Annotated in this window: 16 protein-coding genes; 14 read left to right on the top strand and 2 right to left on the bottom strand. The window is 65.0% G+C overall.

What is annotated here, in order from left to right; genetic code table 11:
* Window positions 1-9: 9 nt before the first annotated feature.
* The 6 genes from ACZYYX_RS20490 to ACZYYX_RS20465 all read left to right on the top strand — a co-directional run bounded on the left by ACZYYX_RS20490 (window position 10) and on the right by ACZYYX_RS20465 (window position 5741).
* Window positions 10-1227: a CaiB/BaiF CoA transferase family protein gene (locus tag ACZYYX_RS20490; protein ID WP_463816423.1), complete on the top strand. Its 1218-nt coding sequence runs from the start codon at window positions 10-12 to the stop codon at window positions 1225-1227.
* Window positions 1224-2066: an enoyl-CoA hydratase/isomerase family protein gene (locus tag ACZYYX_RS20485; protein ID WP_463816422.1), complete on the top strand. Its 843-nt coding sequence runs from the start codon at window positions 1224-1226 to the stop codon at window positions 2064-2066. The genes ACZYYX_RS20490 and ACZYYX_RS20485 overlap by 4 nt, the downstream gene beginning before the upstream one ends.
* On the top strand, window positions 2056-3204 hold the full coding sequence (locus ACZYYX_RS20480; protein WP_463816421.1) for an acyl-CoA dehydrogenase family protein: 1149 nt from the start codon (window positions 2056-2058) through the stop codon (window positions 3202-3204). The genes ACZYYX_RS20485 and ACZYYX_RS20480 overlap by 11 nt, the downstream gene beginning before the upstream one ends.
* A gap of 103 nt (window positions 3205-3307) precedes the next feature.
* Window positions 3308-3952, top strand: a complete 645-nt coding sequence (locus ACZYYX_RS20475) for a TetR/AcrR family transcriptional regulator (RefSeq protein WP_463816420.1) — start codon at window positions 3308-3310, stop codon at window positions 3950-3952.
* Window positions 3949-4455 carry a hypothetical protein gene (locus ACZYYX_RS20470; protein WP_463816419.1) on the top strand — a complete coding sequence of 169 codons (507 nt, stop codon included), beginning with the start codon at window positions 3949-3951 and terminating at the stop codon, window positions 4453-4455. The genes ACZYYX_RS20475 and ACZYYX_RS20470 overlap by 4 nt, the downstream gene beginning before the upstream one ends.
* 107 nt (window positions 4456-4562) lie before the next feature.
* Complete coding sequence (locus tag ACZYYX_RS20465) at window positions 4563-5741, top strand: acyl-CoA dehydrogenase family protein (protein WP_463816418.1); 1179 nt, start codon at window positions 4563-4565, stop codon at window positions 5739-5741.
* Here ACZYYX_RS20465 and ACZYYX_RS20460 read toward each other — a convergent pair.
* Together ACZYYX_RS20460 and ACZYYX_RS20455 are read right to left on the bottom strand one after the other, a co-directional pair.
* Window positions 5704-6477 carry an emopamil-binding protein gene (locus ACZYYX_RS20460; RefSeq protein ID WP_463816526.1) on the bottom strand — a complete coding sequence of 258 codons (774 nt, stop codon included), beginning with the start codon at window positions 6475-6477 and terminating at the stop codon, window positions 5704-5706. The genes ACZYYX_RS20465 and ACZYYX_RS20460 overlap by 38 nt on opposite strands.
* 23 nt (window positions 6478-6500) lie before the next feature.
* On the bottom strand, window positions 6501-7955 hold the full coding sequence (locus ACZYYX_RS20455) for an aldehyde dehydrogenase (RefSeq protein ID WP_463816417.1): 1455 nt from the start codon (window positions 7953-7955) through the stop codon (window positions 6501-6503).
* Between the two features lie 191 nt (window positions 7956-8146).
* On the opposite strand from ACZYYX_RS20455, the gene ACZYYX_RS20450 reads away from it, so the two are divergent.
* The 8 genes from ACZYYX_RS20450 (at window position 8147) to ACZYYX_RS20415 (ending at window position 14956) form a co-directional block, all read left to right on the top strand.
* Window positions 8147-9412 carry an aromatic ring-hydroxylating oxygenase subunit alpha gene (locus ACZYYX_RS20450; RefSeq protein ID WP_463816416.1) on the top strand — a complete coding sequence of 422 codons (1266 nt, stop codon included), beginning with the start codon at window positions 8147-8149 and terminating at the stop codon, window positions 9410-9412.
* Window positions 9413-9417: 5 nt separating this feature from the next.
* Window positions 9418-9750: a hypothetical protein gene (locus ACZYYX_RS20445; RefSeq protein ID WP_463816415.1), complete on the top strand. Its 333-nt coding sequence runs from the start codon at window positions 9418-9420 to the stop codon at window positions 9748-9750.
* The gene (locus tag ACZYYX_RS20440; protein WP_463816414.1) at window positions 9747-10985 is read left to right on the top strand and encodes a metal-dependent hydrolase family protein; all 1239 of its coding nucleotides are present in this window, start codon (window positions 9747-9749) and stop codon (window positions 10983-10985) included. Before ACZYYX_RS20445 ends, ACZYYX_RS20440 begins: the two co-directional genes overlap by 4 nt.
* 24 nt (window positions 10986-11009) lie before the next feature.
* Entirely contained in the window at window positions 11010-11459 is a 450-nt protein-coding gene (locus ACZYYX_RS20435; protein WP_463816413.1) for a MarR family winged helix-turn-helix transcriptional regulator, read from the top strand.
* 71 nt (window positions 11460-11530) lie between these two features.
* Window positions 11531-12556: a 2Fe-2S iron-sulfur cluster-binding protein gene (locus ACZYYX_RS20430; protein ID WP_463816412.1), complete on the top strand. Its 1026-nt coding sequence runs from the start codon at window positions 11531-11533 to the stop codon at window positions 12554-12556.
* A 9-nt stretch (window positions 12557-12565) separates the two neighbouring features.
* Window positions 12566-13312: an SDR family NAD(P)-dependent oxidoreductase gene (locus ACZYYX_RS20425; protein ID WP_463816411.1), complete on the top strand. Its 747-nt coding sequence runs from the start codon at window positions 12566-12568 to the stop codon at window positions 13310-13312.
* Between the two features lie 49 nt (window positions 13313-13361).
* Window positions 13362-14621: an aromatic ring-hydroxylating oxygenase subunit alpha gene (locus tag ACZYYX_RS20420; protein ID WP_463816410.1), complete on the top strand. Its 1260-nt coding sequence runs from the start codon at window positions 13362-13364 to the stop codon at window positions 14619-14621.
* Window positions 14618-14956 carry a hypothetical protein gene (locus ACZYYX_RS20415; RefSeq protein WP_463816409.1) on the top strand — a complete coding sequence of 113 codons (339 nt, stop codon included), beginning with the start codon at window positions 14618-14620 and terminating at the stop codon, window positions 14954-14956. The genes ACZYYX_RS20420 and ACZYYX_RS20415 overlap by 4 nt, the downstream gene beginning before the upstream one ends.
* Window positions 14957-14972: the final 16 nt, after the last annotated feature.

The following is a 14972-nucleotide window of genomic DNA, read 5'->3' as shown; positions in this document are numbered from 1 at the left end:
CGGCGCATCGTGACCAACCTCGGCCCCCTCGCGGGCATCACGATCGTCGCCATGGAGCAGGCCGTGGCGGCCCCCATCTGCACGCGGGTGCTCGCCGATTTCGGTGCCCGCGTCATCAAGGTGGAGAACCCGTCCGGGGGAGACTTCGCCCGCGATTACGACGACGTCGTCAACGGCCCGGGCGGTCTCGGTGCGCATTTCGTCTGGTGCAACCGGGGCAAGGAGTCGATCACGCTGAATCTGAAGTCGCCGAACGGGATCGACGTCCTGCACCGTCTTCTCGACGGAGCCGACGCGTTCGTGTCGAATCTCGCGCCCGGTGCCACGGCCCGGCTCGGGCTTGGCCGAGCCGATCTCGCAGCCCGCCATCCCAATGTCATTCCGGTGGAGATCGACGGCTACGGACCCGGTGGTCCCATTTCCCACAAGCGTGCATACGACCTTCTCGTGCAGGCGGAGTCGGGCTCCTGTGCGGTGACTGGCCACCCGGGTCTGCCGGCCAAACCGGGGCCGGCGATGGCCGACTTCACCACCGGTCTCTACGCCGCCCTGTCGATCATGGCGCTTCTCGTGGCCCGTGGGGGACGCGCCGAGGGGGTGGCGCCGGCGGTGGATTTGAGCCTGTTCGACGTCATGACCGACATCATGGGATATCAACTGACGTACACCCAGCACACCGGTGTCGACCAGGTGCCGTTGGGTGTCAGCGCACCGGCTGTCGCGCCGTACGGATCGTTCCCCACCGGAGACGGCCATACCGTCGTGCTCGGCACCACCAACGACCGCGAGTGGCAACGTCTGGCCAAGGACGTCATCGGCCGACCCGATCTAGCCCTTGATGCGCGATTCGCGACGAACGCCGGTCGGTGTGCGCACCGGGAGATCCTCGACGAGGCCATCGGATCATGGTGCGCCACACGCGAGCTAGAGGATATCCAGGAGATCGCGGACGCTGCGGGAATCGGCAATGCGCGGTACAACCTGCCATCCGACGTGCTGAGCCACCCCCAGCTGCGCGCACGCCGCCGCTGGCGTCAGATCGGCTCGCCCGTGGGCAGTATTCCTTCGCTGATGCCGCCGCCGGTGATCGACGGCTACGAGGCCCCGATGGGCGCGGTACCGGGGCTGGGCGAACACACCGATCTCGTTCTCGCCGAGCTGGGCCTGACCACTGAGGAGATCGCGGCGCTTCGGGACGAGGGAGCGATCGGCCCGGTGTACCGATGACCGATGAGCCCGTCCTCGTGGCCGACGACGCGAGGGGCGTTCGCACCGTCACGCTCAACCGGCCGCTCCGCAAGAACGCGCTCGACGCCCGCGCCTGGTGGGAGCTCGCCGACGCGTTGCGGGCCACTGCACGCGATCCCGCCGTTCGGGTCCTGGTGCTCACCGGTGCGGGTGGGGCGTTCTGCTCGGGAGCCGACATCGGCACCGGCGAGGACATCCATCCCCGCTACAAACTGCAACGGCTCACCGATGTGGCACTTGCTCTCCACGAACTCGCGGTCCCGACGGTGGCGAAGGTGACTGGGATTGCGGTCGGCGCCGGCTGGAACCTCGCCCTCGGATGTGACCTCGTGGCGGCCACCCCCGAATCGCAGTTCTGCCAGATATTCGCCAAACGCGGACTGTCGGTGGACCTCGGTGGGTCATGGCTGCTGCCGAAGCTGGTCGGCCTGCAGCAGGCGAAGCGCCTGATCCTGTTGGGAGACATGATCGATGCCGACGAGGCTCGTGCACTCGGTCTGGTGACCTGGGTGCGTGCGGCCGACGACATCGACGCCTTCGTCGACGGTCTGGCCGGTCGGTTGGCGGCTGGGCCGCCGTTCGCGTTGGCGCAGAGCAAAGCTCTCCTCAACGATGGCGCGAGTAGCACGTTGCAGTCGGCACTGGCGAACGAGGCCCGCGCTCAGCCCGGAAACTTCGCGACGACGGACGCGGCGGAAGCGTATGCCGCGTTCGCAGCCAAACGTGAGCCGACTTTCTCTGGCGAATGGGCGGTTTCACCTCCGTCGCCGCCGAGACCCCTGCCTGACGCCAGCGAAAGGAACACCCATGCGCCGTGACCTCTTCGACGAAGACCACGAAGCATTTCGTGCTCTGGTGCGCACATTCGTCGAGAAGGAGGTTGTGCCGCACTATCCCAGCTGGGAGAAAGGTGGTCGGCTACCACGCGAGGTGTTCGAGCGGATGGGTGAGCTCGGCCTGCTGGGTATGGCGATCCCGGAAGAGTTCGGCGGCGGTGGTACGAGCGACTACCGGTACAACGTCGTGCTGCAGGAAGAGGCGGCGCGGGCGCTGGTGACGCTGTCCACCGTGCGCACGCAGATCGAAGTGATCCTGCCGTACTTCCTGCACTATGCGAACACCGAACAGCGCGAACGCTGGTTCCCGGGTCTGGCGGCTGGCTCGCTGCTGACGGCCGTGGCGATGACCGAGCCGGGCACCGGTTCGGATCTGGCGGGCATGCGGAGCACCGCGGTGGTCGACGGCGGCGATTACGTCCTTAACGGCGCCAAGACGTTCATCACCGGCGGCATGCAGGCCGATCTGGTGGTCGTGGTGGCACGCACCTCCATCGATCCGGACAACCGCCGCAAGGGCCTGACCCTGCTGGTCGTCGAGGACGGTATGCCAGGCTTCACCCGGGGGCGCGAGCTCGAGAAGATGGGGTGCAAGGTCCAGGACACCGCCGAATTGTCGTTCGTGGATGTCCGGGTCCCGGCTGCCAACGTGCTCGGCGAGGTCGGCGAGGCCTTCGGCTATCTAGGCCACAACTTGCCGCAGGAGCGTCTGACGGTGGCGGTCGGGTCAGTTGCGCAGGCGCGATCTGCCATCACCGCAGCAATCGATTACACGAAGGACCGCAAAGCTTTTGGTTCGTCGGTGGCGTCCTTCCAGAACACGAAGTTCGAGCTTGCCGCGTGTTCGACCGAGGTGGAGGCGGCACAGGCGATGCTGGACCGCGCCGTCTCGTTGCACGTCGAGGGGCAGTTGTCTGGCGCCGACGCGGCCAGGGTCAAGCTGTTCTGCACCGAGATGCAGCAGCGCGTCGTCGACCGTTGCCTTCAGTTGTTCGGCGGCTACGGCTACATGATGGAGTATCCGATCGCGCGGCTCTACACGGACGCCCGTGTGGCCCGCATCTACGCCGGCACCAGCGAGGTCATGAAGGTCATCGTCGCCAAATCGCTCGGCCTGTAGCGGCGGCCACCACGCAGCCACCGGGTCCGAAAAGAGACCCTTGTCACAGCGGCCAAACCTACCTACTGTGTGTTCACTAGGTTGGTTCGACGGTGGGAGTGTGGTGAGCGACCAGAGCCTCGAGGTGGTGACGGGGGACCGCTCGACACGCCCCTACGCGTCTCTGTTGGCCAAGGGTGAAGACCGCCGAGTGCTCATCCTCCAGGTCGCCGAACGGCTGCTCGCCCGCAACGGCTGGCGCAACACATCGTTGGCGCAGATCGCGAAGGAAGCGGGCGTGAGCCCTGCGGGACTCTTGCACCACTACGCGTCCAAGGAGCATCTGCTCAATGCCGTGCTCGATGCCCGCGATGCCGACGACGACCAGCACGCTGACCGGATGGGTGACCTCATCACCGAGATCTGCCGAGTCGCGGAACGTTTCGATCGTCAGCCCGAACTGATCGGCACCTTCACGGTTCTGCTCGCCGAGAACATCGCTCCCGACGCGCCGTTGCACGATCGTCTGGTGAGGCGCCAACACGCGGCGGTGCGCATCGTCACCGACTTCATCCGACGTGCGCAAGACACTGGTGTGTACCGCTCTGACTTCGACCCGGCCATCAAGGCCGTCGAAATTCTCGCCTTCATCAACGGAATGGAGTCCGCATGGTTGCTCGATCCTTCGATACCCCTGGTCGAGGTCTTCACGGGGTACGCGCAGACGCTGGCCAGAGATTTCGAACCCGTCGACAGGAGTGCGCGATGAGGTACCGGCTGGACGTGGTGGGGCCTTCGGTTCACGACGTCGTGAAGTGCGCCGGCGGCTTCATCGTCGACCGAGTGATGGCTGGGTGGGACGTCACGGTGCTCATCGACGGCGCGGAGGATTTCCGAGCCCTGGAGATTCTCGGCGTCGCGGTTCATGATCTCGAAGAAGCGCTGGCGATGTGGGCGGATCAGCCCCACCCGCACACCGTGGCGGTCGCGGCAGAGTTGTTCGCTGCCGACGCTCGCGTCCGACAGGGCGTGCTCGAGGCGCTTGACCATGGACTCACGGAAGTGACTCTGTGGGGGGAGCGTTGTCCCGCCGAACTGGACGACACCGTGGATTCTGTTCATCACCAATTGAGTGCTGCCGCACGCGCTTTCAAGGCGCAGGCCTTACGGGCCATCGACCCGGGATTCGCCGACATCGGCGCCTCGGAGATGTTTCGGAGCGGCGCAATGATCAAGCCCTCGGTGGCGGCGGACCTCATCCCCGCCAGCTGACACGCGCGCGCCGCGCGTGATCCTGAGACGATCCTTTGCGCGCTCTGTTTCGGAGGGCACTTGTTGCCAGGCCTTCACAAATATTAAGTACTTGATATCATCGGCACATGAAACTCGTGTTCGATCACGAGATCGAGGCGTTCCGAGCAGAATTCAGTGCCTTTCTCGATGCACACCTGCCTTCGGCAGCGGAGGCTTCCGCAGAGCGCTCTCGCTCCACCGCGCACGTTCCGGAATGGGCGAGGCGCTGGCAGCGACTGCAATTCGACCACGGCTGGCTGGTGCCGGGAAATCCGCCAGAGTTCGGTGGCCGCAATGCCGGAATCCTCGAACAGTTCGTCCACCGCGAGGAGCTGAACCGGCGACGGCTGTACCACGCGTTCAATCCGCAGGGCGTCGGCATCGTCGCGGCGTCGCTGCTGTCGTTCGGAACCGAGGAACAAAAGGCGCGCTGGGCGGCGCCCATCCTGCGGGCCGACATCACGGCGTCATTGGGAATGAGCGAACCGGGGGCGGGTTCCGATCTGGCCGGCTTGGCCACGCGCGCCGTTCGCGACGGTGACCACTTCGTGGTGAACGGTCAAAAGGTCTGGACGTCCGGAGCGCACGACGCAGACGTGATCCTGACCTTCGTGCGGACCGACCCGACAGCCCCGAAGCACAAGGGGATCAGTGCCCTGCTCATTCCGACGGGCAGTCCCGGAGTGACGCGCCGCCCGTTTGCGAACGTGTACGACCGCGACGACCTCGACTTCAACGAAGTCTTCTTCGCCGACGTCCGCGTTCCGGTGGAGAACCTCATCGGGCCGCTAGACGAGGGGTGGCGGGTGGCGAACGGCTCGCTCGGCCATGAACGCACGATGATGTGGATGTCGTTCGCCACCCGGTTGGATCAGACGCTGCAGGGCGTTCGGCCGCGAACCGCCCTGGAGCGGGATCGCCTGGCCACCTCGGTCATGGACCACCAGGCGCTGCGCCTCCTCGGCTCCAGGGCGCTTGCGCGGGCCTCCCGTGGCGAGGTCGATGTGCCCGGTCTGTCCGTTCTGAAGGTGCTCGGCTCGGAAGCCGAGCAGCGGGCCTACGAGGACCGGCTGGACGCGGGCCAATCGGATTCTCTGACCGACTCCGCTCTGTCTGCGCCCGATAATCCCTACGCCCCAGGTCAATTCACCGCCAACTGGTTCACGCGGTACCTCGGCAGTTTCTCGGGCACGATCGCCGGAGGTACGTCGGAGATCCAGCGCAACATCATCGCCCAACGAGTTCTCGGGCTGCCAGCCGCGTGAGATGGTCGATCTGCAGGTAGATGGCATACAGCACCACCGGCGGCAGGACGATGAAGGGGACATTCTCGGCGATGAACTTGAATCCCAACCCGAAAGCGCCTTGGCCGATGTCACTGAAGCCGGCGCCGATCTCGGAGACGAAGTAGACGGCGGTGCTGCTCATCAAGACGGCGACGCCGGCGAACGTCAACCACAGGCACCGGATACGCGACTCGGTCGGCAGTCCCGGACGGATCAGCCGCGTCCACATTACGAGGAGCAGAGCGCCCGTCAGCACGCCGACCACCTCGAGGGCGAAGACCCATGGATTGCCGCTCACGTAGCGGGTGTCGGCCAAGCCGTATTGCCACCACAGCCACTTCCAGCCGGGGTCGTCGGTAGGTGTCCACAACCCAAGAGGGTGGCCGATGAGGAACATCAGCTCGTACCCGATCTGGCTACCCGCGGTGTAGGGGAGATAGAACAGGACGAGTTCGGCGGCCCTGTCGAGGGACGTCCGGTTCTCACCCGGGGCGTTCCACAGGATGACCAGGGGGAGTAGAAGGACAGGAACGCCGAAGATCAGGTTGACGACGACGTCGGTGGTGAACGTCGGTGCGATGACGCCGATGTGGACCCCGATGGTCACCCCGAGGAACACGGCGGCCGTGAACAGTCCGGTGCCGAGATAGATGCGCCCGCGGTGCGGCGCGACCGGTCGGGCGAAGTTCGTCTCCCGGCGCACCGACGACATCATTGCGCCTGTCTCGTTCTCCGCCGTCACGCTCTGACTGCTCCGGCCACCGCGATGGACTTCGTGTGGGTGTAGCCGTCGATGCCCTCGCGGCCCAGTTCGCGTCCGTAACCGCTGCCCTTGACCCCGCCGAAGGGAGCGAAAGGATCCATGGGATAGCCCTGGTTCACGCCGAACGTACCCGTCCGAATGCGTTCTGCGACAGCCATTCCGCGGTCGGCATCATCGGTGAACACGGATCCGGCCAGGCCGTAGTCGGAATCGTTGGCGATCGCGACGGCCTCGGCCTCGTCGGAGTAGGCGATCACAGTCAGAACCGGACCGAAGATCTCTTCGCGGGCCACGCGCATCGAGTTGTGCACGTCAGCGAACACTGTGGGACGCACGTACCAGCCGCGGTCGACGCCCTCTGGCAACTCGGTGCCGCCGACGACGAGTCGGGCGCCCTCGCGTTGGCCGAGGTCGATGTAGTCGCGTACCAGTTCCTGCTGTCGCCGCGAGACCAACGGCCCGACGTGAGTGGCGTCGTCGCGCGGGTCGCCCACCCGCAGGCCGTCGACCTCGGTGGCCAGTGCATCGATGAACTCGTCGGCTCGCCGGGCCGGCACCAGCACGCGGGTGAGGGCGTTGCAGATCTGGCCGGCGTTCGACAAGCTGGCCGACCGAACGGCGGTTGCGACGGCGGCGGGATCTGCGTCGTCGAGGGCTATAGCTGCCGACTTGCCGCCGAGTTCGAGGCTCACTCGTCTCAGGCCTGCGGCGCAGGCCGCTGCAACCGACTTACCGGCACGGGTTGAGCCCGTGAACGAAACTTTGTCGACTCCAGGGTGTTCAACCAGGTACTCGCCTAGATCCCGTCCGCCGGGCAGCACGCTCACCACGCCGGCGGGCAGGTCGGCCTCGGCGAGGATCTCGGCGAGGAGAAGCGCGTTCAGCGGCGTCTCGGGGGCCGGCTTGACGATGACCGTGCACCCCGCGAGCAGCGCAGGGATCAGCTTCGTGACGATGAGGAACTGGGGCATGTTCCACGGCACGATGGCCACCGCCACGCCGACCGGCTCGCGCAGCACGCGGATATCGGAGCCGTACATCCCACCGCGATCCTCCCGCCACGGGTACGTCTCGGCGAGGTCGCAGAAGGCGTTCATCATCGTCCACGGCAGCGCCACCTGAGCGCGCTTGGCGAAGCTGATCGGCGCACCGAGCTCCGAGGTGATCGCCTCGGCCATCTCAGTTCGCCTCTGTCCGTACAGCGTCGCCAGTCGGCGGATGACTGCGATGCGTTCTGCGGGTGTCATCCGCGGCCAGGGGCCCTCGTCGAAGGCTGCTCGCGCGCACGCGACCGCTGAGTCGGCGTCGCCGGGCTGCGCAGCGGCGACGCGCGCCACCTGCTCTTCGGTGGATGGAGACACGACGTCGATGTGTTCAGTGCCGCTGGGATGCAGCCACTTTCCGCCGATGAACAGCTCGCCATGGTGCATCCAGGATCTCCGTTTCGCCGCCGTCGACGCGGCAGTGTCAACTACTTGTGATTGCCGGGTCCAGCATATACGGTCAGGTTCGACGGCTGGCCTGATTGCCGATAGGTGTCAGGTGGCTGACGGAATACCCGCGGACCGACTGGGGCGTTGCGTGACATGCGTGCGGCCGGTCGCGTCGACAGGAGGATCTCGTGGCGCGCTTCCCCAAACCGGCTGAGGGCAGCTGGACCGAGCACTATCCGCATCTGGGCACCGGTCCGGTCTCGTACAAGGACTCAACGGATCCCGAGTTCTACGAAGTCGAGCGCAAGGCGGTGTTCAAGCGCGCCTGGCTGAACGTCGGCCGCGTCGAAAGCCTGCCGCGCAAGGGAAGTTACTTCACGAAAGAACTCAAGGCTGCCAACACCTCGATCATCGTGGTGCGCACTGCTGATGGTGCGGTGAAGGCCTATCACAATGTGTGTCGTCATCGCGGAAACAAGTTGGTGTGGAACGAGATGCCGCGCGAGGAGACCAGCGGCGTGTGCCGTCAGTTCACCTGCAAGTACCACGCGTGGCGGTACGACCTCGAGGGCAACCTGGCGTTCGTGCAGCAGGAGGAGGAGTTCTTCGACCTGGACAAGAGTCGATACGGCCTCGTCGGCGTGCACTGCGACGTCTGGGAAGGCTTCATCTTCGTCAACTTCGCCGCCGAGCCGGAGCAGTCACTGCGCGACTTTCTGGGGCCGATGATCACGGCGCTCGACGGATACCCGTTCGGAAAACTCACCTCGCGGTTCACCTACCGTTCCGAGGTCAAGGCGAACTGGAAGCTGTACATGGACGCGTTCCAGGAGTTCTATCACGCCCCCGTGCTGCATGCGAATCAGTCACCGACGGCCTACTCGAAGGCTGCTGCCGAGGCGGGTTTCGAGGCGCCGCACTATCGGATCGAGGGCCCGCATCGACTGGTGAGCACGTCTGGCGTCAAAGCGTGGGAGATGTCGGACGAGATGCGCAAGCCGATCGAGGACATCTGTCGGAGCGGGCTCTTCGGCCCCTGGGAGGCAGCAGATCTCGGGCCTATGCCCGTCGGTCTCAACCCCGCCAAGTGTGATCCCTGGGGGCTGGATTCCTTCCAGCTCTTCCCCAACTTCGTCATCTTGTTCTGGGGGCAGGGCTGGTACCTGACGTACCACTACTGGCCGACGTCGGTCAGCAGTCACACCTTCGAGTGCACCCTCTACTTCCCCGAACCCCGTACACCGCGTGAACGCATAGCCCAGGAGCTCGCTGCCGTGTCGTTCAAGGAGTACGGCTTGCAGGACGCCAACACGCTCGAGGCCACGCAGGCGATGATCGAGACGGGAGTGCTCGACGATTTCGTCCTGTGCGACCAGGAGGTGCTCATCCGCCACCTGCACGTCGAGACGGCAGCCTGGGTGCAGGACTACCAGCGCAAGACGGCGGGAGTGTGACGATCGTGGCAACGTCCCTGCTGCCTCCCGAATTCGCCGATCTCGAGCAATTCTCCGACTGGTGTCTGGGCACCGAGCAGGAGCGCTATGCCAAACGGCTGGCGAGCTCGATGACCGAGCTGATTGCGTTCTACGATGCGATCACAGCACGCGCGGAAGAGGCCATCTCCTACTGCGACAAGTTCTCGCTCGACGAACTTCCCGAGGATGTTCTGAACCTGATGCACATGCTGTACTCCATGATCTCGGTGTCGTTTCCAGTTGAATGCTGGAAACAGCCACGTGTCCCGGACACCGGTGCGACGTCGTTGGATTGCGTCATCGAGCCCGTCCCGTGACGACTGTTCTGCGTGCGGCCCGCTGGGCCGACGTGGCGGCGGGGGAGGTGCGCTCACCGGCCGTACTCGTCATCGAGGGTGAGCGGATCCAGTCCGTCAATCCCGACGTGCTCCCCGATGACCCGGCGGAGATCATCGATCTGGGGGACGTCACGCTGCTGCCCGGGTTGATGGACATGGAGCTGAACCTGCTCATCGGCGGCCCCGGTGGGCCCGAAGGCTTGCCCAACCCGATGCACGGGGTGCAGGATGATCCCGCCTACCGGACCCTTCGCGGTGCCGTGAACGCGCGAGCGACCCTCGCCGCCGGATTCACGACGGTGCGCAACCTCGGCCTGATGGTGAAGACCGGTGGCTACCTCCTGGACGTCGCGCTCATGCGGGCCATCGACAACGGCTGGCACCCCGGACCGCGCATCTTTCCCGCAGGCCATGCGGTCACTCCCTACGGTGGCCACCTCGACCCCACTGTGTTCCAACGGCTGGCCCCGGGCATCATGCCGCTGTCGGTGGCCGAGGGCATCGCCAACGGTGTCGACGAGGTTCGCGCCTGTGTCCGGTATCAAGTGCGCCACGGTGCCAAGTTGATCAAGGTGTCGGCCTCGGGCGGGGTGATGTCGCACAGTACGGCCCCTGGGGCGCAACAATATTCGGACGAAGAATTCGTGGCGATCGCCGACGAGGCGCACCGGGCCGGGGTTCGCGTCGCCGCTCATGCCGTCGGGGACAGTGCCATTCGCGCCTGCATCCGGGCGGGCATCGACTGCATCGAACACGGCTTCCTCGCGACCGACGACACGATTCGAATGATGGCCGACACCGGCACCTTTCTGGTGTCCACCACGTATCTCACCGAAGCGATGGCGGTCGACCGGATAGCCCCGGAACTCCGCAAGAAGGCGGAGGTGGTTTTCCCGCAAGCGCAGGCGATGCTGCCGAAGGCGATCGCCGCGGGTGTGCGCATTGCCTGTGGGACCGATGCTCCGGCCATTCCGCACGGGCAGAACGCCAAGGAGATCGTGGCGTTGGTGCGGCGAGGGATGACGCCCATGCAGGCCCTTCGGGCCGCCACGCTCACCGGTGCGGAACTGATCGCCGTCGACGACGAACTGGGCCAGCTCGCCCCCGGCTACCGCGCCGACGTCGTCGCCGTGCCGGGCGATCCGTCCCTCGACATCGCGGTGACCCTGGACGTGCGCTTCGTGATGAAGAATGGTGAGGTGTTCAAGCGCTGACGCGGGAGAGGTAGGGCAGGGGCCATGGAGCAGACCGACAACATTCTCTGGTTGCTCAAGCAGGCATGGTACTTCGCGCTCACGACCGTGAACGACTCCGTCAGCGAGCATGGGGTGAGTACTGCGCAGATCGGCCTCTTGCGCCAATTGGCTTCCGAACCTGGACTGTCCGGCGCCGATCTGGCCCGTCGCCTGCTGATCAGTCCCCAGGGCGTGCAGTTGGCGCTCAAGGAGCTCGAGCGTCGTGAACTCGTTGAGCGCAAACAAGATCCGCAGCACGGTCGGATACTGCAGGCGTTCCTGACCGACGAGGGCCGCACTGTGGCCGAAGCCGTGGTGAGCGACGCCATCGCCGCTCACGACAGGGTGTTCGGGGTGTTGAGCGCGGCAGAGCAGAAGACGCTGAGGGAGCTGCTGGGGCGGGTTGTCGAGCAGGGCACGGGTCACCGGCTGCATGCCGACCACATCGAGTAGAAACTGATCACGCAGGACCCGAGTGGCGGGTACTTGATATTAATGACAAGTACTTGATAACATGGTCGACGATGAGTCAGCACACGGAGGGATTTTCGTCACTGCGCATTGCGCGCGTGGTGCGGGAAACGGCAGACGCAGTCTCGCTGGTCCTCGACGTGCCGACGGACCGATCTGCCGACTTCGCCTTCCGTGCCGGGCAGTTCTTGACCGTGAAGGTCGATCTCGACGGCCAGGAGCTTCGGCGCTGTTACTCCATGTCGTCCGCGCCCAGCGAGGGCATGCTGCAGATCACCGTCAAACGTGATCCCGGCGGCATGGTGTCGAACTGGCTGAACGACAACGCATCTGAGGGCGCCGAATTGCACGCGGCCCCACCGGAGGGGCGCTTCACCCTCGGTGACGACGAATCCGTCGACGACTTCATCGCATTCGCCGGCGGCAGCGGAATCACGCCCATCTTCTCGCTCATCAGGACGGTGTTGGAGAACTCGACCCGGCGGGTGCGATTGTTGTACGCCAACCGGAACCGCGACGCGGTGATCTTCGGCCCTGCGCTCGAGCGTCTGGTGACGTCACACCCCGACCGAATCTCCATCGTCTACCACTTCGATCAGGATGCCGGGATCCTCACCCAGGGCGTCGTCGATGACTTCATCGGCTCGGGCGATCATGGCGATTACTACATTTGCGGCCCTGGTCCGTTCATGGAGACCGTGGAGGCCCGGGTACTGGCCGCCGGCGTCTCCGCAACGCGCGTGCGCCTGGAACGCTTCACGGCGGCTCCGGTGGTGCCCGACGCACTGGGCGGTGCGTCCGTGCAGGCCGACGAGATCGTCTTCGTCCTGGATCGCAAGACGACCACGACGTCGCACCGCTCGGGAGAGACGCTTCTGCAGACGGCTCGGATGGCCGGTCTCAAGGCGCCGGCGTCATGCGAGACCGGTTCCTGCGGAACATGTATGGCGAGGGTGATCGAGGGTAGCGCCCGGATGTTGAACAACGACGCGTTGGACGACGACGAAGTGGCGGAGGGGTGGGTCCTGACGTGTCAGTCGCTGCCCGCAAGTCCGACGCTTCGCGTCGTCTACGAGTAGGAGAGGGTGATGACCGGACGGGTTGCCGTGGTGACCGGGGGTGCCTCGGGCATGGGCGAAGCGACCTGCCACGAGCTGGGCCGCCGCGGCCACTCGATTGCGGTCCTGGATCTCGATGTGGTTGCCGCACAGCGGGTTGTGGACGCGCTGCGTGCCGACGGAATCGCGGCGGTGGCAGTCGCCGCCGACGTCAGTGATCACGACGCCGTCACCCACGCCTTCACCATGATTCGCACCCAGCTCGGCCCGGTTAACATTCTGGTCACCAGCGCCGGCGTGGTGGACTGGACGCCCTCGGTCGACATCACCCCGACGGCCTGGCAGCGCGTGATCGACGTCAACCTGACCGGGACCTTCTACTGTGCCCAGGCCGCGCTGCGCGACATGATCGACGCCGGGTGGGGCCGCATCGTGATCATCTCGTCGTCCAGCGCTCAGCGCGGCTCGCCGGGCATGGCGCACTATGCGGCCTCCAAGGGGGCCTTGATTTCGCTGACCAAGTCCCTTGCGCGCGAATACGGTCCGATCGGCATCACGGTGAACAACATCCCGCCCTCGGGCATCGAGACGCCCATGCAACATCAGGGTCAGGCGGCGGGAAATCTGCCATCCAACGAGCAGATGGCGGCCAGCATCCCACTGGGTCGCCTCGGTACCGGCGACGACATCGCTGCGGCGGTCGGCTTCCTCTGTTCCGAGGAAGCCGGGTTCATCACCGGCCAGACGCTGGGTGTCAACGGTGGATCGGTGATGTGAGTGCGACGCAGAGACGGACGGCGCAGAAACAGACAAGGAGGAGGTTGGCATGGCTGAGTGGCCCAAGCCCGCAGAGGGATCGTGGACCGAGCACTATCCCGAACTGGGTACCGGCCCAGTCTCCTTCCGGGACTCGATTTCACCGGAGTTCTACGAACTGGAGCGCGAAGCCGTCTTCAAGCGCGCCTGGTTGAACGTCGCCCGCGTCGAAGAGCTGCCCCGGGTGGGCAGCTATCTGACCAAGGACATCGCAGCCGCGAAGGCGTCCGTGATCGTGGTGAAGGACCGTGACGGCGCGATCCGGGCGTTCTACAACGTCTGTCGGCATCGCGGAAACAAGTTGGTGTGGAACGATTTTCCCGGCGTCGAGACCAAGGGCACCTGCCGTCAGTTCACGTGTAAGTACCACGGTTGGCGTTACGGGCTGGACGGGCAACTGAATTTCGTTCAACAGGAGTCGGAGTTCTTCAGACTGGACCGTGCCGAGTACGGCCTTCGACCGGTTCACTGCGACGTCTGGAACGGGTTCGTCTTCATCAACTTCGACCCTGAGCCCGCTCAGACACTGCGTGAGTTTCTCGGGCCGATGATCACCGCGTTGGATGACTATCCCTTCAAATTGATGACCGAGCGTTACGACTTCGTCGCGCACAACGACAGCAACTGGAAGATCTTCGCGGATGCCTTCCAGGAGTACTACCACGTGCCATCGCTGCACAGTCAGCAGGTGCCCACGGAGGTGCGCCGACCCAACCAGACGTTCACGTGCGGTCATTTTCAAATCGACGGCCCGCACCGGTTGGTCTCGACCGCCGGCACCCGGCGGTGGTTACTGGCACCCGAGTTCATGTATCCCGTCGAAAGGGCAACGCGAAGCGGACTGGTGGGCCCGTGGCGAACACCGGAAACCCACCAGTCGGCTGGACTCAACCCCGGCGGCATAGAACCGTGGGGCATCACCAATTTCCAGATATTTCCCAACTTGGAGATCTTGATCTACCACGGTTGGTACCTGCTCTACCGCTATTGGCCGACCTCGCACAACACCCATGATTTCGAGGCGTACAACGCGTTTCACCCAGCGCGCAGCGTGCGGGAGCGCATCGAGCACGAGGTCGCGTCGGTGGTGCTCAAGGAGTTCGCGCTGCAGGACGCCGGCATGCTCAGTGGAACTCAGGCCGCGCTGGAGTACGACGTCGTCGACGACTACCCACTCAACGACCAGGAGATCCTGGTACGCCACCTCCACAAGGTGTCGGTCGACTGGGTCCAGAAGTACGTTGCCGAAAAGGAAGCGGTGCGAGTGTGAACGGGGCGGGCCGGCTGCCCGGTGCATTTGTCGACCTCGAGCGGTTCGCCGAGAAGTGGTGTCTTGCCACCGAGCCCGAGCGCTGGGCGGGGAGGCTTGCGACCCCGATGTCGGATATTCACGACTTCTACGACGCGTTCTCCCCACGGTTCGAAGAGGCGATCGATTACTGCGACGGGTTTCCGCTCGACGATCTGCCCGATGACGTTCTGAACCTGCTGTACCTGATCTATTCGATGATCATGATCTCGATGGCGGTCGAGGTCTTCGGAACACAGAAGCCGGCTGATTCGGCGGACGCCGTGATTGACCGTGTCGGCGCACCGGTGCCATGAGGAATGAGGATGGCGG

The sequence above is a fragment of the Mycobacterium sp. IDUB_1 genome, from assembly GCF_055419625.1.
Note: the sequence above shows the minus strand (reverse complement) of the source record. Positions and strands in the feature narration are given on the sequence as shown.